This window comes from Streptomyces sp. NPDC101225, assembly GCF_044767585.1.
In the GTDB taxonomy this organism is placed as follows: Bacteria; Actinomycetota; Actinomycetes; order Streptomycetales; family Streptomycetaceae; genus Streptomyces.
Genome location: NZ_JBIWOE010000054.1, coordinates 1 through 24,034, shown reverse-complemented (window position 1 = coordinate 24,034; position 24,034 = coordinate 1). Strand labels below are relative to the sequence as shown.

Here is a 24,034-nt window from a genome sequence, read left to right as displayed (position 1 = left end):
CCACCTCTGACCAAAGCCATTCCATCGGGTGACCGCTCGCCCAACCGGCTGACGAGGCCCGGGCCCCCAACTATGGTGCGGCGCAAGCGGTCCGGCACTTGGCCCACCGGCATTGCGATGTCAGGGGCGGGTGCCACAGTGGGGGAGTGAGCAACACCAGGACTGCAGGGGATCCAGTACAGCGGGGGAGGGGGTGAGGTCCGGTCGTGACCGGTAGCGGAACGGGTGTGGAGGCGGGCGCGCAGGCAGCGCGCTCCAGGGCGCTCGCCGTGCTGCGCATCCGCAGCCGGGCGCTCGCCGTCGCCCTGCTGCCCGCGGCCATCGCCGTGGTGCTGCTGGCCGGCGCCTCCACGGGGCATCTCCTGGGGCCCGCCTGGCACGTGGCCCGCTGGGTGGTGACCCCCGTCGCCGTGCTCGTGCTGCTCGCGGCCGGTGCGATGGCCCTGCTCGTCGCCCGTGCCCGCCCGGCCGTGAGCCCGACGGTCGCGATCGCCGAGGAGTCCGCGCCGGACCTGTACCGGATGGTGCGTGACCTCGCCGACCGGCTCGACGTCCCCGCGCCCTCCGCGATAGCGCTCACCCCGGACTGCGACAGCTGGCTGGAGGACCGCGCCCATCCGGCCCACGGCCCGCCCCCCTCCGAGAGCCGCCACGACGAGCTCGCGGGCGTGCACACCCCGCACCGCCGCGGCGCCGCCGCCCCGGTCCTGGTCATCGGCTCGCCCTTCCTGTGGTGGATGCGCGTCGGCGAACTGCGCGCGGTCCTGGCCCCGGTCGTCGCCGGCACGGGCCCCTCCGCGCACCCCGACATAGCCGCGGCCCGCCGCTTCGTACGGGGCCTGGACGCCGCGGTGGCCGTCGCCTCGACGCCCGGCCGCTGCCCCCTGACCCGCCTGGTGTGCGCGGGCGTCGGCCGGCTGGCCCGGCTGCTGCTGCACGGCTGTCAGGAGCACGCGACGCTGATGGAGCGGGGTGTGGCGGCCGCCGCCTCCGAGCGTGCGCAGTCCGTGGACTACGGCCTCAGGATCGTCGCCCAGGAACAGGTGGGGCTCGCCTACGCGGGCTGGGACCGTCTGCTCACCCGCGTGGCGCTGCCCGCCTGGCGGATGGGCCGGTGGCCCGCCCGGCTGGACGCGGGCGTCGTCGCCGCGCTCACCGAACTCTCCCGCCGTGACCGCCTGGCCGAGGGCTTCGCCTCCCGCCTCGGCGAGCGCCCCGCCTGCGACCTGCTCGAGGAGCCGGGCACGGTCGACGAGGCGGCCTCCCTTCTCGCCGCCCGCCTCTTCCACGGCGGCCCCGCCGCCCCCGGCCCCGACTGGTCCCCGGTGAACTGGGACGAGTACCCGGACGAGATCGTCGACCGCACATGGCGCACCGACGCCGCCCGCCTCCACCGGGTCCTGGACACCGTGGGCGTCACCCGTACCCCGGACGGCCCGACGCTCTCCCGCGTCCTGGACCATCTGTCGACGCCGCACTCAGCCGCCCCGTCGCGTGGGCCCGCACCCGGCGGCGAGAGCGCGACGGGTGGTGCGGACGGGACGACACGGTCCGCAGCCGCAGCCGCAGCCGCAGCCGCAGCCGAGGACGAGGACGAGGCAGAGGAACCCGCGCCCCGCAACCCCCGCTTCGCCCCCCTCGCCGCGGGCCTCACCGCGGAGCTGGCCCGCGAGAAGACGCCCGCCCCCGCCGAACCGCCGGAGGCACCCGCACCCGCCATCTGGGACGACGGCACCTTCCCCCTGTTCCCGCTCCAGCCGCCCCGCAGCTCCCGCGAGTTGCTGACCGACCACGTCACGGCGATGGTCTGCTGCGCCGCGATCGACACCGCGGGCGCCGCCCCCGGCCTCGACTGGCTCGACGGCCCCGCGCTCCTTCTCGACGGCGAACGCGCCACGGATCTCACCCCCCGCGTCCTCAGCCTCGTGGAGGACGGCGATCCCGCTCCCCTGCGGTCCTGGCTGCTGGAGTGCGGCATACGGCCGGAGAAGCCCGTCCGGCTGGTGTGACCGTAGCGGAAGATCGAGTTCCACTTTCGGCAAATTCGCAACGAATAGTGACCGCATGGGTGCGCAATGTGATGTGCTGGGACCGATCGGGCACGGGGCAAGGGCTTGCGGCACGCGACAGCCGACCGGGGGGATCCGAGGAGGGGAGCGACCATGGGGCCGGAGCAGATCCGCCGCTGGGAGTCCGGGGCGCTCGCGCACGCGGTCACCGACCCCTTCGGCCAGGGCCCCCTGCCCTGGCTGCGCGGCGGCGAGACGTACTTCGGCGACACCGGCCAGATGGTCCCCTGGTACCTCGACCCGCCCCTGCCGTCCGCGCCCGACACTCCGAGCACCCCTCGTGTCCCCTCCCCGCGGGCCGCCGGCGGCCCGCGCTCCGCGGACGACGTCCGCCGCCAGATCAAGGGCTTCATCTCCACCGGCGCGGTCGCCCCCGGCGAGGCCGTCGACTTCCACATCACGGTCGACCCGCCGCAGGAGTTCGGCGTCGACGTCTACCGCATCGGCCACTACGGCGGCGACGGCGCCTCGAAGATCACCACCAGCCCCCGCCTGTCGGGCATCGTGCAGCCCCCGCCGCTCACCGCGGACCGCACCGTCTCCTGCCACCACTGGTGGCTGTCCTGGCGGCTGCAGATCCCGTCGTACTGGAGCGTCGGCGCCCATGTCGCCGTCCTGACCACCGCCGACGGCTACCGCTCCCACATCCCCTTCACGGTCCGCGACGACCGGCCCGCGGACCTGCTTCTGCTCCTGCCGGACGTCACATGGCAGGCCTACAACCTCTATCCGGAGGACGGCCGCACCGGCGCCAGCCTCTACCACGCCTGGGACGAACAGGGCCGCCTGCTCGGCGAGTCGGACGCGGCGACGACGGTCTCCTTCGACCGCCCCTACGCCGGCGCCGGCCTGCCCCTGCACGTCGGCCACGCCTACGACTTCATCCGCTGGGCCGAGCGCTACGGCTACGACATCGCCTACGCCGACGCGCGCGACCTGCACGCGGGCCGGATCGACCCCACCCGCTACCGCGGCCTGGTCTTCCCCGGCCACGACGAGTACTGGTCGGTGCCCATGCGCCGCACCGTGGAGCTCGCCCGCGAGCACGGCACCTCGCTCGTCTTCCTCTCCGCCAACACCCTGTACTGGCAGGTCGAGTTGGGCCCGTCCCCGTCCGCCGTCCCCGACCGCCTGCTGACCTGCCGCAAGCGCAGGGGCCCCGGCAGGTCCGTCCTGTGGCGCGAGGTCGACCGCCCCGAACAGCAGCTGGTCGGCATCCAGTACGCGGGCCGGGTCCCCGAGCCGCACCCCCTGATCGTCCGCAACGCCGGGCACTGGCTGTGGGAGGCGACCGGCGCCCACGAGGGCGACCGGATCGAGGGCCTGGTCGCGGGCGAGGCGGACCGCTACTTCCCGCGCACCCCGCTGCCCGACCACGACGACCGCATCCTGCTCGCCCACTCGCCGTACACGGACACCGAGGGCGTCCTGCGTCACCAGGAGACCTCGCTGTACCGCGCGCCCTCCGGCGCCCTGGTCTTCGCCTCCGGGACGTTCGCCTGGTCCCCGTCCCTGGACCGGCCGGGCCACGTCGACACCCGGGTCCAGCGCGCCACGGCGAACCTGCTGGACCGTATCTGCAAACGTGACTGAGCCGCCGTACGGGCCCTGGGGCCGCGCGCCCGCGACCGCGTACAAGACCGATCTCGGCATGAGGGAGAATCGAGCCGTCGGGCCCACCCGTCGCCCGCCACCCCCCTGTGCGGGCCCTGCGGGAGCCCCAGTGTTTTCAACCACGGGGAGGAACCGTGTCCGGATTCGTAGAAAAGCCCGAGCCGATTCAGGTTCCGGGCCTGGTGCACCTGCACACCGGCAAGGTGCGCGAGCTGTACCAGAACGAGGCCGGCGACCTCGTGATGGTCGCCAGCGACCGCATGTCCGCCTACGACTGGGTGCTGCCCACCGAGATCCCGGACAAGGGCCGCATCCTCACCCAGCTCTCCCTGTGGTGGTTCGAGCAGCTCGCCGACCTGGTGCCCCACCACGTCCTGAGCGCCGAGCCGCCGGCCGGCGCCCCCGCGGACTGGGCGGGCCGCACCACCCTCTGCACATCGCTCCAGATGGTCCCGGTCGAGTGCGTGGCCCGCGGCTACCTCACCGGCTCCGGCCTGGTCGAGTACGACGCCTCCCGCACGGTCTGCGGCCTCGCGCTGCCCGAGGGCCTGGTCGACGGCAGCGAGCTCCCCGCGCCGATCTTCACTCCGGCCACCAAGGCCGCGGTCGGCGAGCACGACGAGAACGTCTCCTACGAGGAGGTCGCCCGCCAGGTCGGCGCCGACACCGCCGCCGCCTTGCGGCAGACGACCCTCGCCGTCTACGCCCGCGCCCGTGACATCGCCCGCGAGCGCGGCATCGTCCTCGCGGACACCAAGTTCGAGTTCGGCTTCGACGGTGCGGAGCTGGTCCTCGCCGACGAGGTCCTCACGCCGGACTCCTCCCGCTTCTGGCCGGCCGACCAGTGGTCGCCGGGCCACCCGCAGCCGTCGTACGACAAGCAGTTCGTGCGGGACTGGCTGACCTCGCCGGCCTCCGGCTGGGACCGCGGGAGCGAGCAGCCGCCGCCGGAGCTCCCCCAGGAGATCGTGGCCGCGACGCGCGCCCGGTACGTGGAGGCGTACGAGCGGCTGACGGGCACGTCCTGGAGCTAGGTGCACTGATCACGCGCGTGGTCGACACCGGCCGTACGACGAAGGCCCCGGTCCGTACGGACCGGGGCCTTCTGGTGCGGAGCGGACGACGAGGCTCGAACTCGCGACCTCAACCTTGGCAAGGTTGCGCTCTACCAACTGAGCTACGTCCGCATGCGCCGTGGCGCGACGCCAACTATACCCAACCTCGCTCCCGTGCGAGCCGCACGGCCGCGTGCCGGTTCTCCGCCCCGAGCTTCGAGACGGCCGACGACAGATAGTTGCGCACCGTCCCCTGCGACAGCGCGGCCCGCTCGGCGATCTCCGCCACGGGCGCCCCGTCGGCCGCGAACTCCAGCACCTCGGCCTCCCGCACGGTCAGCGGGGAGTCCCCGGAGGCGATGGCGTCGGCGGCCAACTCGGGGTCGACGTAACGGTTCCCGGCATGCACCGTACGGATGATCTCCGCGAGCCGCTGGGCGCTCACCGTCTTCGGGACGAAGCCGCGCACCCCCGCCGCGAGCGCCCGCTTGAGATGCCCGGGCCGCCCGTGGCTGGTCACGATCAGCACCTGGCAGTCCGGCAGTTCGGACCGCAGGGATGTGGCGACCTTCACACCGTCGGCGCCCGGCATCTGCAGGTCGAGCACGGCCACGTCCGGCCGGTGCGCCCGCGCCATGGCCAGCGCCTCCGGCCCGCTCGCCGCCTCGGCGACGATCACGAGGTCGTCCTCCAGCGCGAGCAGCGCGGCCAGCGCGCCCCGGATGAGGTGCTCGTCGTCGGCGAGCAGCAGGCGTACGGCGCCGGTCATGCGGTGACCTCTCTCACGCTCAGCGGTACTTCGGCCACCACACGGAAGAGGTCACCGCCGGCCGGCCCCGCCGTCAGCGTCCCGCCCACCGCCGAAAGCCGCTCGCGCAGCCCGGCCAGACCGGACCCGCCGCCGCCCGCGGCGCCACCGGCTCCGTCGTTCTGCACGGTCAGCACCACCCGCCCCGCGTCCCGGGTCAGCGCGATGTCGCACAGCGCGGCGTCGCCGTGGCGCAGCACGTTGGTCGTGGCCTCCCGCACCACCCAGCCCAGCGCCGACTGCGCCTCGGCGTCCAGCCCGCCGGCCTCGCCGCGCACCGCGCAGGTGATCCCGGCCGCGCTCAGCACCCCTTGCGCTCCGGCGAGTTCCACCCCGAGATCGGCCTCGCGGTAACCCCGTACGACATCCCGCACCTCCCGCTGCGACTCCTGCGCGATCCGCTGCACCTCGGTCATCTGGTCCACGGCCTCGGGCCGGCCGCGCCGCGCCAGCTGCACGGCGAGTTCGCTCTTCAGCGCGATGACGGCCAGGTTCCGCCCGATCACGTCGTGCAGGTCCCGTCCGAAGCGCAGCCGCTCCTCGGCGACGGCGAGCCGCGCCTCGACCTCGCGGGCCCGCTCCGCCTCCCACAGCACGGACAGCGTCCAGGCGCCGCAGCGGCAGGCGAGCAGCGAGAAGAGCGCCCCGAAGACGGTCAGCACGCCGACCATCACGATGGCGGCGGCCTCCGGCTCGGTCCAGCCGAACGCGCACACGAGCACCACGGCGAGCACGCCGAAGCGGCGCAGGAACACCGGCACGGGAGCGACCAGCCCGTACAGCAGCCCGAAGGGCAGCAGGGAGGCGCCGATGGCGAGCCGGACGGCGACCGGTTCGGCGCCGTGCAGCGCGGCGAGCACCAGGGTCAGAGCCAGCGCGAGCCCCAGCAGGAGCGCCGCGGGGCGCAGGGTGCCCGGCGGGAGTTCGCGGCGGCCGAGGTAGTGGTCGAGGACCGCCCGGGTGAGCCGGTTGGCCTCCACGCACTGCAGCGCGCCCGCCAGCAGGAGCAGCCCGCCGACGATCAGCGGCGCGGGCCGCCGCTCCACCCCGGCCACCAGGGGCAGTGCCAGCCAGCACAGGGAGAAGAACCACGTGGTGGCGTACCAGGTGACGACGCTCTGCAGCTCGACCCGCTCGGCCTTGGTCCGCTCCCGCCAGTGCCGCTGCTGCCACCCTCTGATCTGCGCGAGCACCACGCTCTCCCGTCCGTCAGCGCCGCGGTTCCCAGCGGAACCACCGCCGTACAGCAAACACCGCGAGCACGGTCCAGGCCACCGCGGTCGCGAGGGCGGCGAGCACCTCGTAGCCGCTCAGCTGCCCGGTCCAGCCGCCCCGGACCAGCCGGATCGCCGGGGAGAGCGGCAGGAGTTCGCAGACGGACGCCAGCCGGTCCGGCAGCACCTCCGTCGGGATCGCGACGCCCGAGCCCAGCATCGACACGAACACCAGTGGCAGCGCGGTGACCTGAGCGCTCTCCACGGTCCTGGTCACGGTCGCGGTGAGCGCGGCGAACGCGGCACACAGCACCAGGCCCGACAGCACACCGAGGACGGTCAGATACGGCGCCCGGGGCGCCCCCGCGTCCAGCAGCGCCGCGCACCCGGCGCAGAGCACGAGGGACTGCACGAGCCCGACGCAGACGGCGGGCAGCGCGGTGCCGGCGAGGATCTCGGCGTCGCCCGGTTCACCGGTGCGCAGCCTCTTGAGCACCAGTTCCTCGCGCCGGGCGACGTAGGCGCTCACCAGGGAGGTGTAGACGGCGAACAGGAAGGAGAACCCGATGGCGGCCGTCAGCATCACCGTGCCGATGTTCAGCCCCTGGGCCTTCAGGTCGATCCGGTCGACCGCGGGCCGCACGCTGAACGGCAGCGCGAGCGGCACGAGCAGCGCCGTCACCAGCGCGCTCCGGTTGCGGCCGAGCAGGGTGAGCTCGGCCCGGGCCAGTGCCTTCAGCCGCCGTCCGGCGGGTGCGAGGACGAGCGTGCTCATGCGGCCATCTCCCTCTCCCGCGCGATGCCGAGGAAGGCCTCCTCGAGCGAGGCCGGCCGCACGTCGAGCCCGTGCAGCTCCACCCGCGCCCGCTCGGCCCACACCAGCAGCCCGGTGGCCGCCCGCTGCAACTCCCGCGTCCGCAGCCGTACGAGGCCTCCGTCCACCTCGTGCCCGCACACGCCCAGCTCCGCGAGCGGCGGCAGGTCCCCGAGGAAGTAGCCGACGGGCAGCCGGAAGGAGATCCGCGCGGGCTGGCGTGCGGTCACCTCGCCCGGGGTGCCGGTGACCGCGATGCGCCCGTCGTGCAGGATCGCCAGCCGGTCGGCGAGGCCCTCCGCCTCCTCCAGGTAGTGCGTGGTCAGCAGCACGGTCGTCCCCGCGTCGCGCAGCGCCCGCACCAACTCCCAGGTGTCCCGGCGCCCTTCGGCGTCCAGGCCGGTCGTGGGCTCGTCGAGGAACAGCACCTCGGGCTTGCCGAGCAGGGCGAGCGCCAGGTCCAGGCGCCGCCGTTCACCCCCGGACAGCTGCTTGACCCGTACGCCGGCCCGGCCGGTGAGCCCGACGAGCGCGAGCGCCTCCTCCTGCGGCCGCGCCCCGCTCACGCAGCCCGCCCACATCCGCGCGGTCTCCTCGACGGTCAGTTCCGAGGGAAAGCCGCCCTCCTGGAGCATCACGCCGGTCCGCGGCCGTACGGCGCCGCGCTCCTCGTACGGGTCGTGGCCGAGTACCCGCACCCGGCCCGCGGCGGGCCGGGCGAGCCCCTCCAGCAGTTCGACGGTCGACGTCTTGCCCGCGCCGTTGGTGCCCAGCAGCGCGAAGATCTCGCCGCGGCCCACGGAAAAGGTGATTCCGCGCACCGCCTCGAACCCGCCCCCGTACACACGCCGCAGGTCGGTGACCTCAATCACGTGCTCGTGTTCGTTCGTGTCCATGGCTTCAGCGTCCCCGCGAACGGGGGCCGGCAGCAGTGCGCGTTGTCATCGCCCGGCATGACAAATGTCAGAAGCGGCCACGCACGAAAAGACCCCGGTCCCTGAGGACCGGGGTCTTACTCCCGAGCGGACGACGAGGCTCGAACTCGCGACCTCAACCTTGGCAAGGTTGCGCTCTACCAACTGAGCTACGTCCGCATTGCCTCCGACCGGCTCCCACCGATCGGCGCGAGCACCAGCCTACCTGATCCACAAGAGTGGTTCGGACCGGTGGTGCAGAGCGGGTGACAGGAATTGCACACTGCGCCTTCCCCCTGGAAGGGGGATGTTCTACTACTGAACTACACCCGCACGTACTCCGTGGGCCTCGGCCTTTCGGCCTCGCCCCTCGGCGTGCTCCAGACTCTAACTGACCAGGAGGGGTGCAGCGCAAGTCGGTTCTCCCGAGGGGCCGGTGACCGGTCGTCGGACAGGGCTCACTGCGCCGCGCTGAACGCCTCGTACACCTTCTTGGGGATGCGGCCGCGGGCCGGGACGTCCATCTTGTTGGCCTGGGCCCAGGCGCGCACGGCCGCCGGGTCCGGGGCGACCTCCGTCTGCCGGTAGGTCCTGCCGGACTTCGACCGCTTGCGGCCGGCCTCCACGTACGGCTCGAGCGCCTTACGCAGTTTCTTGGCATTGGCTTGATTCAGGTCGATCTCGTACGACTTGCCGTCGAGTCCGAAGGCGATCGTTTCCGCCGCTTCCGAGCCGTCGATGTCGTCAAAGAGCGTGACCACGACCTTCTGCGCCACGAATATCGGTCCCTTCGTGCGGCACGCTGACAATTCATTTGTACAGTGCCCGACAATGCAATGTGAAGCCCGACTAAATCCTTCCGCGTGTCCAAAAGCAAGAGGGAGCGCGGCGACTTCGGTTGAGAGTGGTGGCGGGAGACGGCTGGGCGCAATAGGTATCAGGCATCGATCTCAGATTTTTCCCGTAACTTTTCGCCTGCGGACACTCTCCCGCCGCCTCGTGACAGTCGTCACGTAGTTTCCTACAAGTCGACGCGCGTAGAAATTTTGTGCGGGTAGTCTGAAGCCACTTGTAGGAACCTGCTCAGCACCACACACCGGGAGTGCCAGTGGCACGCGTCGTAGTCGACGTCATGCTCAAGCCGGAGATCCTCGACCCCCAGGGCCAGGCGGTCCAGCGCGCACTGCCGCGACTGGGTTTCGAGGGGATCTCCGACGTACGTCAGGGAAAGCGATTCGAACTGGAAGTTGACGGGCCGGTCGACGACGCCGCGCTCGCCCGCATCCACGATCTTGCGGAATCCTTCCTCGCCAACACCGTGATCGAGGACTTCACCGTCCACGTCGAACAAGTCGCGGAGGCCGCGAAGTGACCGCTCGTATTGGCGTCGTCACTTTCCCCGGCAGCCTCGACGACCGGGACACCCAGCGCGCGATCCGCCTCGCGGGCGCCGAACCGGTCGCGCTCTGGCACAAGGACAAGAACCTCCACCAGGTGGACGCCGTCGTTCTCTGCGGCGGTTTCTCGTACGGCGACTATCTGCGGGCCGGTGCCATCGCCCGGTTCTCGCCGGTGATGGAGCCCCTCATCGAGCAGGCGAAGGCCGGACTGCCCCTGCTCGGCATCTGCAACGGCTTCCAGATCCTGACCGAGGCCCACCTCCTCCCGGGCGCGATGCTGGGCAACGACCACCTCCACTTCATCTGCCGCGACCAGAAGCTGCGGGTGGAGAACGCGGGGACGTCCTGGACCAGCGACTACACCGCGGGCCAGGAGATCCACATCCCGCTGAAGAACATGGACGGCCGGTACGTCGCCGACGCGTACACGCTGGACACGCTGGAGGCCGAGGGCCGTGTCGCCTTCCGGTACCTCGACTTCAACCCGAACGGCTCGCTGCGCGACATCGCCGGCATCACGAACGAGGCCGGCAACGTCGTGGGCCTGATGCCGCACCCTGAGCACGCCGTGGAGCCCCTGATCGGGTCGGGCCGCACCGACGGCCTGCCCTTCTTCACCTCGATCCTCAAGAAGCTGGTGGGCGCATGAGCCGGACGCCTCTGGACACGGTCGAGCACGCGGCCGCGACCCCCGACGTCGAGCTGCCCTGGGCCGAACTCGGCCTGAAGAAGGACGAGTACGAGCGGGTCGTGGAGATCCTCGGACGCCGGCCCACCGGCGCGGAGCTCGCCATGTACTCGGTCATGTGGTCCGAGCACTGCAGCTACAAGTCCTCCAAGGTCCACCTGCGCCAGTTCGGCGAGAAGGCCCCCCGGTCCGACGCCCTCCTCGTCGGCATCGGCGAGAACGCCGGCGTCGTCGACGTCGGCCAGGGCTACGCGGTGACCTTCAAGGTCGAGTCGCACAACCACCCCTCGTACGTCGAGCCCTACCAGGGCGCGGCCACGGGCGTCGGCGGCATCGTCCGCGACATCATCGCGATGGGCGCGCGCCCGGTCGCGGTCGTCGACCCGCTGCGCTTCGGTGCGGCCGACCACCCCGACACCAAGCGCGTCCTGCCGGGCGTGGTCGCGGGCATCGGCGGCTACGGCAACTGCCTGGGCCTGCCCAACATTGGCGGCGAGGTCGTCTTCGACGCCTGCTACCAGGGCAACCCGCTGGTCAACGCCGGTGCCATCGGCGTGATGCGGCACGAGGACATCCACCTCGCGAAGGCGTCCGGCTCCGGCAACAAGGTCATCCTCTACGGCGCCCGGACCGGCGGCGACGGCATCGGCGGCGCGTCGATCCTCGCCTCCGAGACCTTCGACGACGCGAAGCCCTCGAAGCGCCCGGCCGTCCAGGTCGGCGACCCCTTCCAGGAGAAGCTGCTCATCGAGTGCACCCTGGAGGCCTTCCGGGAGAAGCTCGTCGTCGGCATCCAGGACCTCGGCGCGGCAGGTCTGTCCTGCGCCACCTCGGAGCTGGCCTCGAACGGCTCCGGCGGCATGCGCGTCACCCTGGACGACGTACCGCTGCGCGACTCCACGCTCTCGCCCGAGGAGATCCTCATGAGCGAGTCGCAGGAGCGCATGTGCGCGGTCGTCGAGCCCGGCAAGGTCGGCCGCTTCCTGGAGATCTGCGAGAAGTGGGACGTCATCGCCACCGTCATCGGTGAGGTGACCGACGGCGACCGCCTGGAGATCTACTGGCACGGCGGCAAGATCGTCGACGTCGACCCGCGCACGGTCGCGCACGAGGGCCCGGTCTACGAGCGCCCGTACGCCCGGCCGTCCTGGCAGGACGAGCTGCAGGCGGACGACGCGGGCCGGCTCGCGCGGCCCGCCACCTCGCGGGAGCTGCGTGAGCAGGTCCTCAAGCTGGTGGCCTCGCCCAACCAGGCCTCCAAGAAGTGGATCACCTCGCAGTACGACCACTTCGTGCAGGGCAACACCGTCCTCGCCCAGCCCGAGGACTCCGGCATGATCCGCATCGACGAGGAGTCGGGGCTCGGCGTCGCCCTCGCGACCGACGGCAACGGCCGCTACGCCAAGCTCGACCCGTACACGGGCGCGCAGCTGGCGCTCGCCGAGGCGTACCGCAACGTCGCCACCACCGGCGCCAAGCCGCTCGCCGTCTCCGACTGCCTGAACTTCGGCTCGCCCGAGGACCCGGCCGTCATGTGGCAGTTCGCGGAGGCCATCCGCGGGCTCGCCGACGGGTGCCTGCAGCTCGGCACCCCGGTGACCGGCGGCAACGTCTCCCTCTACAACCAGACGGGCGAGGCCGCGATCCACCCGACCCCGGTGGTCGCGGTGCTGGGCGTCATCGACGACGTGGCCCGCCGTACGCCGGTCGCGTTCCAGGAGGAGGGCCAGCTGCTCTACCTCCTCGGCGACACCCGCGAGGAGTTCGGCGGCTCGGCCTGGTCGCAGGTCGTCCACGACCACCTCGGCGGTCTGCCGCCCGAGGTCGACCTGGAGCGGGAGCGCCTGCTCGGCGAGATCCTGATCTCCGCCTCCCGCGACGGCATGATCGACTCGGCGCACGACCTGTCCGACGGCGGTCTGATCCAGGCGGTCGTGGAGTCGGCGCTGCTCGGCGGCAAGGGCGCGCGGCTGGTCGTCCCGGACGGGCTGGACGCCTTCACCCTCCTGTTCTCCGAGTCGGCGGGGCGCGCGGTCGTCGCCGTGCCGCGCTCCGAGGAGGTCCGCTTCAACGACATGTGCGGTGCGCGGGGCCTGCCGGTCACCCGCATCGGCGTCGTGGACGGCGCCACGGTCGAGCTCCAGGGCGAGTTCGAGCTGTCGCTGGAGGAGCTGCGCGAGGCGCACGAGGGCACGATCCCGGCGCTGCTCGCCTGAGCCCTTTGGGCGCCACGACGACGAAGGCCCCGCCCGTTGCGCACGGGCGGGGCCTTCGGGCTTTCCCGCCGGCGGGTCTTTCCCCGCCTTGGGGCTCTCCTCACACGGCCACCGGTTCGGTCACCCGCTCCGCGGCGCCCGTCCCGGGAAGCGGCCTCGGCAGCCTGAGCGCCATCAGCGCGGCGAGTGCCATCAGCCCGGCGCCGCCGAAGAACACCACGCTCGTCGCGTCCACGTAGGCGTGCACACCGGCCGTGCGCGCGCCGCCGGTCAGCCGGGCGAGCGCGCTGACGTCGCCGCCGGGACCGTGGGCCGTGTACAGGCGGGTCAGCACGGTGCCGAACAGGGCGGTGCCCAGGGCGTTGCCGAGGGACTGGAAGTAGCGGATCGACGTGGTGGCGACGCCCAGCTGCGGGCGCGGGGCGGCGTCCTGGACGAGCAGGATCAGCTGGCCCAGCAGCTGCCCGAACCCGGCCCCGATCAGCAGGAGTTCGGCGCGGATCAGCCAGAGCGAGGTGTCCGGGCCGGTCGTCGTGGCGAGCAGGACGAAGGCGAGCGCGGTGGTGACCGAACCGCTGATGGTGAAGGTCCGCGCCGTCCAGCCGCGGGCGCCCAGCGGTCCGCCCAGGACTCCGGTCGCCGACAGCCCCACCGCCATCGGGATCAGATAGAGGCCCGCGGCGGAGCTGGTGAGGCCGCGCACGAGCTGGAGATAGACGAGCACGTAGTAGATGGCGCCCGTCATCGCGGCACCCATGATCGCCTGTACGGCGAAGCCGAGCCGCAGCTCGCGGATGCGGAACAGGGAGAGCGGCAGGACCGGTTCGGGCGCGCGCAGCTGCCGCCACAGGAACAGCGCGAGGGCGGCGACGGCCGTGACGGCCAGGCTCAGCACGGCCGGTGACGACCAGGCGTACCTCTTGCCGCCCCAGTCGGTGACCAGGAGCAGCGCGCTGGAGAACGCGGCGGCGAGCGCGGCGCCGGACCAGTCGAGCGGGCGGCGCTCGTGGTGCGCGGGCAGCTTCAGGGCGAGGGCGGAGGCGGCGAGGACCGCGAGGCCGACGGGCAGGTTGACGTAGAAGATCCAGCGCCAGCTCGCGTGGTCGGCGAGCACGCCGCCCAGCCAGGGGCCGACGGCCATCGCGCCGCCCGCGACGAGTCCGCCCGCGTTGCCGCCCTTGCCGGCGCCCTTCTCCTGGGGGCCCTTGAGGTGGGCGATCACCACCATCGTCACGCTCATCAGCCCGCCGCCGCCCAGGCCCTGGAGTGCGCGGGCCGCGATCAGCTGGTCCATCGAGTGGGCCGCGCCGCACAGCGCGGAGCCGAGCAGGAAGACGGCGATCGCGCCGGTGAAGACCCGCTTCGGGCCGGCGACGTCGCACAGCTTGCCGTACAGCGGCAGCATCGCGGCCGACGCCAGGGCGTAGGCGCTGACCAGCCAGGGGATCTTGTCGATGCCGTGGTCGGGGTCGAGGTCATGGGCGATCGGGACGGTGGCCGCGGACACGATCTGCAGGTCCAGGACGGCCAGGACGATCGTCATGAGGCATACCAGGAAGCCGATTCTGCGCTGGGTCTCGGTCATGGGCGACAGCATGCCCAGGCTTTATGTACTCAGTCAATATTTCATCCGGGCTTAAAATTCGCCTTGGTACAGTACGGGCATGACGGCCGAGGCGATGGGTCTGCGGGAGCGCAAGAAGCGGCAGACGGAGATGCGGATCTGGCAGGTCGCGGTCGACCTGTTCGTCGAGCGCGGCTTCGACCACGTCTCCGTGCAGGAGATCGCCGACGCCGCCGAGGTCTCGAAGATGACCGTCTTCAACTACTTCGGCACCAAGGAGGACCTGGTCTTCCGGCCGATGGAGGAGCACTTCGGGGACGCGGCCCGCGCGGTGCGCGAGCGCGCGCCGGGGGAGAGCGCGGTGCAGGCCGTGCGCCGGCAGTTCCTGGAGATGGTCGGGGCCCGCGACCCCTCGATCGGCCTGAACCCGCAGCCCTTCGCCCGCCAGGTGCGTCAACTCGTCCGCGACACACCCGTGCTGATGGAGCGCGCCGTGCTGGCCGCCCAGCAGGGCACCCGCGACCTGGCCGCCCTGCTGGCCGAGGAGACGGGCGACCTGATGCTGGCGACGGTCGCCGCCGCGATGCTCAGCGCGGCCCGCAACGCACTCGTCGAGGAGCACCACCTCAGGATCGGCGAGGGCGAGCACGTCGACGCGGTCGCGGCCGACGCGGCCGAACGCGCCGAGCAGGCCTTCGCCTTGGTCGAACGGGGCCTCGCGGACTACGCGCGCAAGGCCTGACGCGGGCCGGTTTCCGGCCACGGCACTAGGCTCACCGCCATGCCCCCGGCCAAGAAGCGCGCCCGTACGTACGACTCCGTCAAGATCCGTGCCGCGGTCGCCGCGCAGTTCGGGCATCTGCGGCAGGCCGTGCGCACCCTGAGTCCCGAGCAGCTGGCCGGGCCCACGCGGCTGGGGGACTGGACCGTGCGGGACCTGATCGCGCACACGGGGACGGCACTCGGTGCCGTCGGCCGCCTCGTCGACCGGCCGGAGCCGGTGCGGCAGGAGGCGACGGTCCTCGACTGGCCGCGGGCGACCGCCGCCGACGCGCACGGGATCGACGAGGCGAGCCGCCGCCTCGCCGAGGAGCACCCCGACCTCGACGCCTACCTCGCCGACGTCGAGCGCCGCTTCGCCGCGGACCTGGCCGCGCACCGCGGCACCCGCCTGCTCGCCACCGGCGCCGGGCCCATGACGCTGTCCGACTACCTGGTCACCCGCACCGTCGAACTGATCGTCCACACCGACGACCTCAACGACGCCGTCCCGGGCCTGGAGGTGCCCTACGAGCGCCAGGCCCTCGCCGCCTGCACCCGGCTGCTCGCCGACGCCCTGGCCGCCAAGGCGCCCGGCGGCTCCACCGAGGTGCGGATCCCGCCGTACGCCGTCGTGCAGTGCATCGAGGGCCCGCGGCACACCCGCGGCACCCCGCCGAACGTCGTCGAGACCGACCCGCTGACCTGGGTGCGGCTCGCGACCGGGCGCCTGACCTGGCCCGAAGCGGTGGAGAAGGCGCAGGTCAGCGCCAGTGGCGAGCGGGCGGACCTGAGCGGGCTGCTGCCCCTGACGGCATAGCCGCGGAACCGGTCTTTCGCCCCTTCCGTCCCATGGGCATGGACACACAGCGACTCACCCTCGCCGTCCTGACCCTGCTGCCGCTGGTGATGGCCTGCGGCAGCGACTCGGGCGACACCGGCAGCGCGCCGGCCGCGTCGGGGATGTCGGGCGTCCACTGGAGGGTCGACAGCGTCACCGTCGACGGCACCACGCTGCAGGCGCCCGCCGGCGCCGGCGCCGGCCTCCGGATCGGCGCCGACGGCACGGCCGTGGGCGACTACGGCTGCAACGCGTTCGGCGCGAAGGCCGCCTTCAGCGGCGACCGGGTCGAGCTGACGCACGCCCGCCAGACCCTGATGGCCTGCGCGCCGAGGCTCATGGCCTTCGAACGGGCCATGTCCCGCACCCTCACCGATCGCTCGCTCACGGTCCGGGCCGAGGACGGCCGGCTCACGCTCACCGCCCGCGACGGCGACCGCATCCGCCTGACCGAGGAGAAGGACGCCTCCCTGTACGGCACGAAATGGACGATCACGTCCCTCCGCGCGGACGGCACGGCGACGAACCTGCCGCAGCGGGCCACCGGCTCCGCATACCTCACCTTCGACCGGAAAACGGGCGAGGTCACCGGCCGCCTGGGATGCAATCACGTCACCGCGAGGGCCACCGTGCGCGACGGCCGTATCACGCTCGGTCCCGCATCCACCACCCGAATGATGTGCGACGCCTCACTCATGGACACCGAGAAGAGCCTCCTGCGTCTCTTCAGTGGCACGGCGACCTACCGGTTGGATCACCGGACCCTCACGCTGACCAGCGAAAACGGAGAAAGCGCCGAAGCGGTCGCCGGACCGTGAGCCAAGGACGGCGGAGATCCCCAATTCGGACCAGTGGTCGATCTCGCCTACACTCGGTGCCGTGCCACGTGGTGACGGTCGACTCAATCATGATCTGCTCCCCGGTGAGAAAGGCCCCCAGGACGCCTGCGGCGTCTTCGGAGTCTGGGCTCCGGGCGAAGAGGTCGCCAAGCTCACTTACTTCGGGCTCTACGCCCTCCAGCATCGGGGCCAGGAATCCGCGGGAATCGCGGTCAGCAACGGCTCCCAGATCCTCGTCTTCAAGGACATGGGCCTCGTGTCCCAGGTCTTCGACGAGACCTCTCTCGGTTCGCTCCAGGGTCACATCGCGGTCGGACACGCCCGCTACTCGACCACCGGTGCCTCCGTGTGGGAGAACGCCCAGCCGACGTTCCGCGCCACCGGGCACGGTTCCATCGCGCTCGGCCACAACGGCAACCTGGTCAACACCGCCCAGCTCGCGGAGATGGTCGCCGACCTGCCGAAGAAGGAGGGCGGCCGCACCCCGCGGGTGGCGGCCACCAACGACACCGACCTCCTGACGGCCCTGCTCGCCGCCCAGGAGGACGCCGACGGCACCCCGCTGACCGTCGAGGAGTCCGCCCACACGGTCCTTCCGCAGGTCAAGGGCGCCTTCTCGCTCGTCTTCATGGACGAGCACACCCTCTACGCGGCCCGCGACCCGCAGGGCATCCGCCCGCTGGTCCTCGGCCGCCTGGAGCGCGGCTGGGTCGTCGCCTCCGAGTCCGCCGCCCTGGACATCTGCGGTGCCTCCTTCGTCCGGGAGATCGAGCCGGGCGAGTTCGTCGCCATCGACGAGAACGGTCTGCGTACGTCGCGATTCGCGGAAGCGAAGCCCAAGGGCTGCGTCTTCGAGTACGTGTACCTGGCCCGCCCCGACACCGACATCGCCGGCCGGAACGTCTACCTCTCCCGCGTGGAGATGGGCCGCAAGCTCGCCAAGGAAGCCCCGGTCGAGGCCGACCTGGTCATAGCGACCCCGGAGTCCGGCACCCCGGCCGCCATCGGTTACGCGGAGGCCTCCGGCATCCCCTTCGGCGCCGGCCTGGTCAAGAACGCCTACGTCGGCCGGACCTTCATCCAGCCCTCCCAGACCATCCGCCAGCTCGGCATCAGGCTGAAGCTGAACCCGCTCAAGGAAGTCATCAAGGGCAAGCGCCTGGTGGTCGTGGACGACTCGATCGTCCGCGGCAACACCCAGCGGGCGCTCGTGCGGATGCTCCGCGAGGCCGGGGCCGCCGAGGTCCACATCCGGATCTCCTCGCCGCCCGTGAAGTGGCCCTGCTTCTTCGGCATCGACTTCGCCACCCGCGCCGAGCTCATCGCCAACGGCATGACGATCGACGAGATCGGCACCTCGCTCGGCGCCGACTCCCTGGCCTACATCTCCATCGACGGCATGATCGAGGCGACCACCATCGCCAAGCCGAACCTCTGCCGCGCCTGCTTCGACGGCGAGTACCCGATGGACCTCCCGGACCCCGAGCTGCTCGGCAAGCGGCTCCTGGAGACCGAGCTGGCGGCCGGTCCGGCGGAAACGGCCGCGGCCGACGCGATCCGTCGCCCGTAAGCCCCGTAGAAACCAACCCGAAAGATCCCAGGCCATGTCTGCTGTGTCTGATCACTCGCCCCCGGTGACGGGCCGTTCCACCGGAGCTTCCTACGCGGCTGCCGGCGTCGACATCGAGGCGGGCGACCGCGCGGTCGAGCTGATGAAGGAGTGGGTGAAGAAGACGCAGCGCCCCGAGGTCCTCGGCGGCCTCGGCGGTTTCGCCGGCCTCTTCGACGCCTCCGCCCTCAAGCGCTACGAGCGTCCGCTGCTCGCCTCCGCCACCGACGGCGTCGGCACCAAGGTCGACATCGCCCGGCAGCTGGGCGTGTACGACACCATCGGCCACGACCTGGTCGCCATGGTCATGGACGACATCGTGGTGTGCGGCGCCGAGCCGCTGTTCATGACCGACTACATCTGCGTCGGCAAGGTCCACCCCGAGCGCGTCGCCGCCCTCGTCAAGGGCATCGCCGAGGGCTGTGTGCTGGCCGGCTGCGCCCTGGTGGGCGGCGAGACGGCCGAGCACCCCGGACTGCTCGGCGAGGACGACTTCGACGTCGCCGGCGCCGGTACGGGCGTCGTGGAGGCCGACCGGCTGCTCGGCCCGGATCGCATCCGTACGGGTGACGCGGTGATCGCCATGGCCGCGTCCGGGCTTCACTCGAACGGGTACTCGCTGGTCCGGCACGTGCTGCTGAACCAGGCGGGCCTGTCGCTCGACGCGCGGATCGAGGAGTTCGGCCGCACGCTCGGCGAGGAGCTGCTGGAGCCGACCAAGATCTACTCGCTGGACTGCCTGGCCCTGACCAGCACCACGGAGGTGCACGCCTTCTCGCACATCACGGGCGGCGGCCTGGCCGCCAACCTGGCGCGCGTGATCCCCGACGGACTGCACGCGATCGTCGACCGCTCCACCTGGACGCCGGCCCCGGTCTTCGACCTCGTCGGCCGGACCGGTCGGGTCGAGCTCCTGGAGCTGGAGAAGACCCTGAACATGGGCGTCGGCATGATGGCGATCGTCCCGCAGGAATCGGCGGACGTGGCCCTCGCGACGCTGGCCGACCGAGGCGTCGAGGCCTGGGTGGCCGGAGAGATCACGGAGCGCGGCGAGCACACCACCGGTGCGGCACTGACCGACAGCTACGCGAACTAGAGGCGCCGGGGGCGCCGACCCCGTCGGCGCCCGCGAAAGCAGCGGAAAACCCGGTCCGGTGGTGTGGACCACCACGGACCGGGTCGAGCGCAGCTAGATCGTCAAGCGCCGCGGCGTTGAGACGTGGGACCGGACTCGTCGTCCTCGTCCTCATCGTCGTTATAGAGATCCGCGTACTGGGCGTACGGGTCGTCTTCGTCCTCGTCGTCCTCGAACGGCTCGCCGTTCGGCGGCTGGCTCGAAGTCGAAGCGCCCAGCTCGCTGGCCAGACGCGACAGGTCTGTCCCGCCGCTGTTGTACTTCAGCTGGCGGGCGACCTTCGTCTGCTTGGCCTTGGCCCGGCCGCGCCCCATGGCTCGACCCCCTCGGTGACGGGGCTCGACGGCCCCAGAGTCTTGACACGCGTTCATGATCTGGAACGGGCTCTCCCTGGGAGAGACCGGTCCGTAGGGCTTCCACGGTACCTGAGCCCGCGCCCATACGGTACGTCGCCCACAGTACGGGCCCGGATCCAGGACCCTCGGGGCGCGTCGTCCCCGCTGGTCAACCGCGATTTTAACCACTTCTCGGCAGGCGACCCGCCGACGAACGTGAGAGTTCTCTCTAAGTGTGCGCCGACGGGTACCGGCCAAACCTCCAGACGGTCAGAGCTTGCGCGCCGCGGCCGCCTCGTGCATGCGCTGCTCGGCGATCCGGTCGGCCGCGGCGGCCGGCGGAATACCGTCTTCCTTCGCACGCGCGAATATGGCGAGCGTGGTGTCGAAGATCTTCGCGGCCTTCGTCCTGCACCGCTCGAAGTCGAAGCCGTGGAGCTCGTCGGCGACCTGGATGACACCGCCCGCGTTCACCACGTAGTCCGGCGCGTAGAGGATGCCGCGGTCGGCGAGGTCCTTCTCGACGCCCGGGTGGGCGAGCTGGTTGTTGGCGGCGCCGCAGACCACCGCGGCGGTGAGCGCCGGCACGGTGTCGTCGTTCAGGGCTCCGCCCAGCGCGCACGGGGCGTAGATGTCGAGGCCCTGGACGCGGATCAGGGTCGCGGTGTCGGCGACGGCCGTCACGCCCTCCGGGTGTGCCGCGAGGATCCGCCCCACGGCCTCCTCGCGCACATCGGTGACGACGACCTCGGCGCCCTCCGCGCGCAGGTGCCCCACCAGGTGGTGGCCGACCTTGCCGACGCCCGCGATGCCGACCGTGCGGCCGCGCAGCGACGGATCGCCCCACAGGTGCTGGGCGCTGGCGCGCATGCCCTGGTAGACGCCGAAGGCGGTGAGGACGGAGGAGTCGCCGGCGCCGCCGTTCTCCGGGGAGCGGCCGGTCGTCCAGCGGCACTCGCGCGCCACGACGTCCATGTCGGCGACATAGGTGCCGACGTCGCAGGCGGTGACGTAGCGGCCGCCGAGCGAGGCGACGAACCGGCCGTAGGCGAGCAGCAGTTCCTCGGACTTGTCCTGCTCCGGGTCCCCGATGATCACGGCCTTGCCGCCGCCGTGGTCGAGTCCGGCCATGGCGTTCTTGTACGACATCCCGCGCGCGAGGTTGAGGGCGTCGGCGACCGCGTCGGCCTCGCTCGCGTACGGGTAGAAGCGCGTACCGCCGAGCGCGGGGCCCAGAGCGGTGCTGTGGATGGCGATGACGGCCTTGAGGCCGCTGGCGCGGTCCTGGCAGAGCACGACTTGCTCATGTCCGCCCTGGTCCGAGTGGAACAGGGTGTGCAGTACATCAGCAGGTGCGCCGGTTACGTCGGTCACTGTGGTGACTCCTGAGCAAATAGCGGCGGGTGGAGACCGGCCCCGTGTGGGTGGCGGGGCTGTGAGGACGACATTAGAGCCTGTGGGCCCCGCCATCCGGGCAGTGCTCAGGATCACCTGCTCGCGGCGTACGGGCGTGCGACGATTTGCATGGATTTCCCGCCTGTTCGTGAGCGGGTTCCGGAGGTTTTCCCGGTGGTGGGAGGGGGAGGGAGCAGGCGTGCCCAAGGTGTCCTCGGTGATCGTCCCGTATGCGACGTATCTGCGCGTGTACGAACCACTGGCCGCCTTCCCCGAACCGGAGCGCGGCCACTGGGCGCGGTACGCCCGGCGTGCCGACCGTCCCTCGTACCAGGACGAACTGCGCCGCTCGCTGGCCGACCTGGTGCCCACCCCGCCCGTCCCGGTGCCGGTGCACGAGAGCGGCGACGCCTTCGTGGCCGAGGTCGACGGGGTGGTCTGCGTGTGCCCTTGGCGTACCCGGCTGCGCGGCTGGCAGGCGCTCCAGGAGCTGCCCGAGGAGCTGCCCAGGCCGGTCCTGGAGGCGGTGCTGCCGGAGGTCGTGCGGCGCCAGGCCGCCCAGGACTACGAGCGCTGGCTGACCCGCAACCCGGACGCGCGGCCCTGGATCCGCACCGCGACCTGGCAGGTGCCGCTGCACTGGTTCGTGCTGGTCTCCGACGAGGAGCGGCGCTTCGACAAGGGTTCGGGCGAGATTCCCCCGATGCTGCGCTACCGGACGCCGATGGTGCAGGCGCGGCGGCGCGTGGCCAGAGCCCTGCGGGCGCTGAAGGACGGCATCGACGAAGGGCCGCTGATCGACGGCCTGGTGGACGTGGGGCGCTGGCTGGAGGAGTTCCACCCGCGCTCGCTGGTGGAGCTGGACTACGGCGGTCTCGTGCACGTCCTGCCGGCCGGCGAGTTGGAGGACGACCGCTCGGCGGCGGACGTCGCCGAGGGCATCGAGGCGCTGCGGCGGGGCGACGGAGCGGCCGCCGGGGCGGCCTACGCGCGGCTGGTGGAGCGCTGGCGCTCCGTCAGGGACCGGCGCTCCGCGAACTGACGTTTGACGTTCCGCCCGTTTTGGGGTTTTGTCCTGGCACCGACGTGTGCCGTGCGCGCGCTGAGGTCTCTCCGACAGGGGACGTAGGTCACGATCCGGGCGTTCACCTCAAGTGGCGCTCAAACACGGTCAAGCGTGATGGACCGCACGTACACGGCTCTTGCGTCTCATGCCCCTCCTCATGCCAAAATAGGACAAGGAGTCCGGGGAGGGCTCCGTCCGCATTGCACGCTTTGGGGGGTCTGGTGACTCCTGATCGTCCTGTGACTGATCGTCACAGTGGCGTGACTGTCCGCTATGGCATGGTCCATCGGCTTCCGTCGCTGATGAACACCTGGAGGGGCAATTCCATCGGTTTGGCCGACGCGGCTGGACAGATGGTGTAGTTGTAGTGCCGAGGACAAGCCGTTCGTCCTATAACCGACTCGACTCGCGTCCGCCATTTCGGGCAACGCGGGTCAAGGTGCAGAATTTAGAGGAAAGAACCGAGAAGGTTCGGTTCTCCCGAGGAGGCCGCTCATGACCGCTCGCACCCCTGATGCCGAGCCGCTGCTGACCCCGGCTGAGGTCGCCACGATGTTCCGCGTCGACCCCAAGACGGTCACGCGGTGGGCGAAGGCCGGAAAGCTCACTTCGATCCGCACGCTCGGCGGGCATCGCCGCTACCGCGAGGCGGAGGTCCGCGCCCTGCTGGCGGGCATTCCGCAGCAGCGCAGCGAAGCCTGAACAACAACTCCATAACCGGGCAAAACGGCAGGTCCCCCAACGTGCCGAGGTGTCCGGAACCCTAGCTCCAAGCGACGCGGGGTCTGCCCCAACAGGCTCCACGCCCAGGCTCATCAGAGCTTCTCAGACAAGTGACAGGGTGCGTCGTCGATCGCGCTGGACTCCGCCGAGTCCGGCGCGATCTTTTTTGTGTGCGCAGCGTGCCCGCCCCCGCGGCTCTGTGAGTGGCCTTGTCGGAGTCTGGGGAGGGCTGTCGGATCTCCTGTGGGAGGCCCCCGGGCCGTGCCGGGGAGCGGCCTCCCGGGCGGTGCAATTGCACATATTAAATTGACCAGTTGTAGGTGGGGCGTAAGTACCGCGCTTTCAGAAACTCATGCGGTGACTCCCGTCACATGACAGAGTCCTTGTCCCCTCCGCCACGGGTGCGCTAGAGGAGCCCCGCGTTCCACGGCCCCACGCTGGGGCGGGTGTTGGGGCCGCCGGCGGTCACGCGCCGGCCGGACCTTCGTTCTCCGCGGGCTCGTCCGAGACCTCGGCGGCCCTCGGCGGCGAGTCCATCGCCAGCCGCAGCAGGTGGTGACAGATCGGGCAGTGGCGGGTCAGGTGGCCGTACGACGAGGCGGCCGACAGATGTGCACGGAGCAGGGCCCGCGTCTCGTGCCTGACCGTCGCCGTCATACGCCACCTCCGCGGGCCGCTCGGAGAACAGGCCCTGTCTTCTGGGTACCTACGGAATGTGACGCCGTCAAGACGGCGTGTGGCTCTCCGCGGCCCGAAGGGGCAGGGGTGGCTGGAGCGTCGCAGGACAGGAACAAGGGCCCGCGTCCCGCACGGGATGCAGGCCCTCCTCGCCCACCGCGGCCCCGACGCCCCGACGTCCAGGCGGGCCGACCGGACGGCCGGGGGGGTGCTTCTATCTGTTCGGTCAAGGTCTGTGGGCTTGGTCAGGCTGCTTGTTCGTGCCCGGGTTGGTAGAGGGTGCGGTGCTTGAGCATGG

At 71.5% G+C, this 24,034-nt stretch carries 22 protein-coding genes and 3 tRNA genes; 13 read left to right on the top strand and 12 right to left on the bottom strand.

The window, feature by feature from the left end; translation table 11 throughout:
• Positions 1-206 precede the first annotated feature (206 nt).
• The 3 genes from ACIRPX_RS41135 (at position 207) to ACIRPX_RS41125 (ending at position 4,717) form a co-directional block, all read left to right on the top strand.
• Complete coding sequence (locus ACIRPX_RS41135; protein WP_404205137.1) at positions 207-2,009, top strand: hypothetical protein; 1,803 nt, start codon at positions 207-209, stop codon at positions 2,007-2,009.
• A 153-nt stretch (positions 2,010-2,162) separates the two neighbouring features.
• On the top strand, positions 2,163-3,662 hold the full coding sequence (locus ACIRPX_RS41130) for a N,N-dimethylformamidase beta subunit family domain-containing protein (RefSeq protein WP_404205135.1): 1,500 nt from the start codon (positions 2,163-2,165) through the stop codon (positions 3,660-3,662).
• A 155-nt stretch (positions 3,663-3,817) separates the two neighbouring features.
• Positions 3,818-4,717, top strand: a complete 900-nt coding sequence (locus ACIRPX_RS41125) for a phosphoribosylaminoimidazolesuccinocarboxamide synthase (protein ID WP_404205133.1) — start codon at positions 3,818-3,820, stop codon at positions 4,715-4,717.
• Positions 4,718-4,797: 80 nt separating this feature from the next.
• On the opposite strand, the gene ACIRPX_RS41120 is transcribed toward ACIRPX_RS41125, so the two are convergent.
• From ACIRPX_RS41120 to ACIRPX_RS41085, 8 genes are all read right to left on the bottom strand, one after another.
• Positions 4,798-4,870, bottom strand: a tRNA-Gly gene (locus ACIRPX_RS41120).
• A gap of 22 nt (positions 4,871-4,892) precedes the next feature.
• Positions 4,893-5,507 (bottom strand): response regulator, encoded by a 615-nt coding sequence (locus ACIRPX_RS41115; protein ID WP_404205131.1) that lies wholly within the window; start codon positions 5,505-5,507, stop codon positions 4,893-4,895.
• Complete coding sequence (locus ACIRPX_RS41110; protein WP_404205129.1) at positions 5,504-6,739, bottom strand: sensor histidine kinase; 1,236 nt, start codon at positions 6,737-6,739, stop codon at positions 5,504-5,506. The genes ACIRPX_RS41115 and ACIRPX_RS41110 overlap by 4 nt, the downstream gene beginning before the upstream one ends.
• A 16-nt stretch (positions 6,740-6,755) precedes the next feature.
• Positions 6,756-7,535, bottom strand: coding sequence for an ABC transporter permease (locus ACIRPX_RS41105; protein ID WP_404205127.1), 780 nt, complete (start codon positions 7,533-7,535; stop codon positions 6,756-6,758).
• Positions 7,532-8,470, bottom strand: coding sequence for an ABC transporter ATP-binding protein (locus tag ACIRPX_RS41100; protein WP_404205125.1), 939 nt, complete (start codon positions 8,468-8,470; stop codon positions 7,532-7,534). The genes ACIRPX_RS41105 and ACIRPX_RS41100 overlap by 4 nt, the downstream gene beginning before the upstream one ends.
• Before the next feature lie 125 nt (positions 8,471-8,595).
• Positions 8,596-8,668, bottom strand: a tRNA-Gly gene (locus ACIRPX_RS41095).
• Positions 8,669-8,749: 81 nt separating this feature from the next.
• A tRNA-Gly gene (locus ACIRPX_RS41090) sits at positions 8,750-8,821 on the bottom strand.
• A gap of 125 nt (positions 8,822-8,946) precedes the next feature.
• Positions 8,947-9,264: an Lsr2 family protein gene (locus ACIRPX_RS41085; protein WP_266682268.1), complete on the bottom strand. Its 318-nt coding sequence runs from the start codon at positions 9,262-9,264 to the stop codon at positions 8,947-8,949.
• A 332-nt stretch (positions 9,265-9,596) separates the two neighbouring features.
• On the opposite strand from ACIRPX_RS41085, the gene purS reads away from it, so the two are divergent.
• The 3 genes from purS to purL are packed head-to-tail and all read left to right on the top strand — an operon-like array spanning position 9,597 to position 12,792.
• Positions 9,597-9,860, top strand: coding sequence for a phosphoribosylformylglycinamidine synthase subunit PurS (gene purS / locus ACIRPX_RS41080; RefSeq protein ID WP_384266693.1), 264 nt, complete (start codon positions 9,597-9,599; stop codon positions 9,858-9,860).
• Entirely contained in the window at positions 9,857-10,537 is a 681-nt protein-coding gene (purQ, locus tag ACIRPX_RS41075) for a phosphoribosylformylglycinamidine synthase subunit PurQ (RefSeq protein WP_404205122.1), read from the top strand. Before purS ends, purQ begins: the two co-directional genes overlap by 4 nt.
• A complete protein-coding gene (purL, locus tag ACIRPX_RS41070; protein ID WP_404205120.1) occupies positions 10,534-12,792 on the top strand; it encodes a phosphoribosylformylglycinamidine synthase subunit PurL in 2,259 nt (752 codons plus the stop codon). Before purQ ends, purL begins: the two co-directional genes overlap by 4 nt.
• Before the next feature lie 100 nt (positions 12,793-12,892).
• Here the strand turns inward: purL and ACIRPX_RS41065 are convergent, their stop codons facing one another.
• Complete coding sequence (locus ACIRPX_RS41065) at positions 12,893-14,377, bottom strand: MFS transporter (protein WP_404205118.1); 1,485 nt, start codon at positions 14,375-14,377, stop codon at positions 12,893-12,895.
• Between the two features lie 79 nt (positions 14,378-14,456).
• Here ACIRPX_RS41065 and ACIRPX_RS41060 point away from each other — a divergent pair, with 79 nt between their 5' ends.
• From ACIRPX_RS41060 to purM, 5 genes are all read left to right on the top strand, one after another.
• Positions 14,457-15,098 (top strand): TetR/AcrR family transcriptional regulator, encoded by a 642-nt coding sequence (locus ACIRPX_RS41060; RefSeq protein WP_404205116.1) that lies wholly within the window; start codon positions 14,457-14,459, stop codon positions 15,096-15,098.
• 39 nt (positions 15,099-15,137) lie between these two features.
• Positions 15,138-15,935 (top strand): sterol carrier family protein, encoded by a 798-nt coding sequence (locus ACIRPX_RS41055; protein WP_404205114.1) that lies wholly within the window; start codon positions 15,138-15,140, stop codon positions 15,933-15,935.
• Between the two features lie 38 nt (positions 15,936-15,973).
• On the top strand, positions 15,974-16,774 hold the full coding sequence (locus ACIRPX_RS41050; RefSeq protein ID WP_404205111.1) for an META domain-containing protein: 801 nt from the start codon (positions 15,974-15,976) through the stop codon (positions 16,772-16,774).
• 61 nt (positions 16,775-16,835) lie between these two features.
• Positions 16,836-18,365: an amidophosphoribosyltransferase gene (gene purF, locus ACIRPX_RS41045; protein WP_404205109.1), complete on the top strand. Its 1,530-nt coding sequence runs from the start codon at positions 16,836-16,838 to the stop codon at positions 18,363-18,365.
• Positions 18,366-18,399: 34 nt separating this feature from the next.
• Positions 18,400-19,500, top strand: a complete 1,101-nt coding sequence (gene purM, locus ACIRPX_RS41040) for a phosphoribosylformylglycinamidine cyclo-ligase (RefSeq protein WP_404205107.1) — start codon at positions 18,400-18,402, stop codon at positions 19,498-19,500.
• Between the two features lie 101 nt (positions 19,501-19,601).
• On the opposite strand, the gene ACIRPX_RS41035 is transcribed toward purM, so the two are convergent.
• Positions 19,602-19,853, bottom strand: a complete 252-nt coding sequence (locus ACIRPX_RS41035) for a DUF3073 domain-containing protein (protein WP_404205105.1) — start codon at positions 19,851-19,853, stop codon at positions 19,602-19,604.
• Positions 19,854-20,144: 291 nt separating this feature from the next.
• The gene (locus ACIRPX_RS41030) at positions 20,145-21,248 is read right to left on the bottom strand and encodes a Leu/Phe/Val dehydrogenase (protein ID WP_404205103.1); all 1,104 of its coding nucleotides are present in this window, start codon (positions 21,246-21,248) and stop codon (positions 20,145-20,147) included.
• A 220-nt stretch (positions 21,249-21,468) separates the two neighbouring features.
• Between ACIRPX_RS41030 and ACIRPX_RS41025 the strand changes: the two genes are divergently transcribed.
• Both ACIRPX_RS41025 and bldC read left to right on the top strand, forming a co-directional pair.
• Complete coding sequence (locus tag ACIRPX_RS41025; RefSeq protein ID WP_404205101.1) at positions 21,469-22,311, top strand: hypothetical protein; 843 nt, start codon at positions 21,469-21,471, stop codon at positions 22,309-22,311.
• A gap of 519 nt (positions 22,312-22,830) precedes the next feature.
• Complete coding sequence (gene bldC / locus ACIRPX_RS41020; RefSeq protein WP_003949541.1) at positions 22,831-23,037, top strand: developmental transcriptional regulator BldC; 207 nt, start codon at positions 22,831-22,833, stop codon at positions 23,035-23,037.
• A 486-nt stretch (positions 23,038-23,523) separates the two neighbouring features.
• Here the strand turns inward: bldC and ACIRPX_RS41015 are convergent, their stop codons facing one another.
• Positions 23,524-23,715, bottom strand: a complete 192-nt coding sequence (locus tag ACIRPX_RS41015) for a DUF6274 family protein (RefSeq protein ID WP_404205099.1) — start codon at positions 23,713-23,715, stop codon at positions 23,524-23,526.
• Between the last annotated feature and the right edge of the window lie 319 nt (positions 23,716-24,034).

What these genes read in the sequence shown, in the direction of transcription:
- purL (WP_404205120.1), top strand. Translation starts at nt 10,534, where the DNA reads ATGAGCCGGACGCCTCTGGACACGGTCGAGCACGCGGCCGCGACCCCC.
- ACIRPX_RS41050 (WP_404205111.1), top strand. Translation starts at nt 15,974, where the DNA reads ATGGACACACAGCGACTCACCCTCGCCGTCCTGACCCTGCTGCCGCTG.
- ACIRPX_RS41060 (WP_404205116.1), top strand. Translation starts at nt 14,457, where the DNA reads ATGACGGCCGAGGCGATGGGTCTGCGGGAGCGCAAGAAGCGGCAGACG.
- ACIRPX_RS41100 (WP_404205125.1), bottom strand. Translation starts at nt 8,470, where the DNA reads ATGGACACGAACGAACACGAGCACGTGATTGAGGTCACCGACCTGCGG.
- ACIRPX_RS41055 (WP_404205114.1), top strand. Translation starts at nt 15,138, where the DNA reads ATGCCCCCGGCCAAGAAGCGCGCCCGTACGTACGACTCCGTCAAGATC.
- ACIRPX_RS41015 (WP_404205099.1), bottom strand. Translation starts at nt 23,715, where the DNA reads ATGACGGCGACGGTCAGGCACGAGACGCGGGCCCTGCTCCGTGCACAT.
- purM (WP_404205107.1), top strand. Translation starts at nt 18,400, where the DNA reads ATGTCTGCTGTGTCTGATCACTCGCCCCCGGTGACGGGCCGTTCCACC.
- ACIRPX_RS41065 (WP_404205118.1), bottom strand. Translation starts at nt 14,377, where the DNA reads ATGACCGAGACCCAGCGCAGAATCGGCTTCCTGGTATGCCTCATGACG.
- ACIRPX_RS41130 (WP_404205135.1), top strand. Translation starts at nt 2,163, where the DNA reads ATGGGGCCGGAGCAGATCCGCCGCTGGGAGTCCGGGGCGCTCGCGCAC.
- ACIRPX_RS41115 (WP_404205131.1), bottom strand. Translation starts at nt 5,507, where the DNA reads ATGACCGGCGCCGTACGCCTGCTGCTCGCCGACGACGAGCACCTCATC.
- bldC (WP_003949541.1), top strand. Translation starts at nt 22,831, where the DNA reads ATGACCGCTCGCACCCCTGATGCCGAGCCGCTGCTGACCCCGGCTGAG.
- ACIRPX_RS41035 (WP_404205105.1), bottom strand. Translation starts at nt 19,853, where the DNA reads ATGGGGCGCGGCCGGGCCAAGGCCAAGCAGACGAAGGTCGCCCGCCAG.
- ACIRPX_RS41105 (WP_404205127.1), bottom strand. Translation starts at nt 7,535, where the DNA reads ATGAGCACGCTCGTCCTCGCACCCGCCGGACGGCGGCTGAAGGCACTG.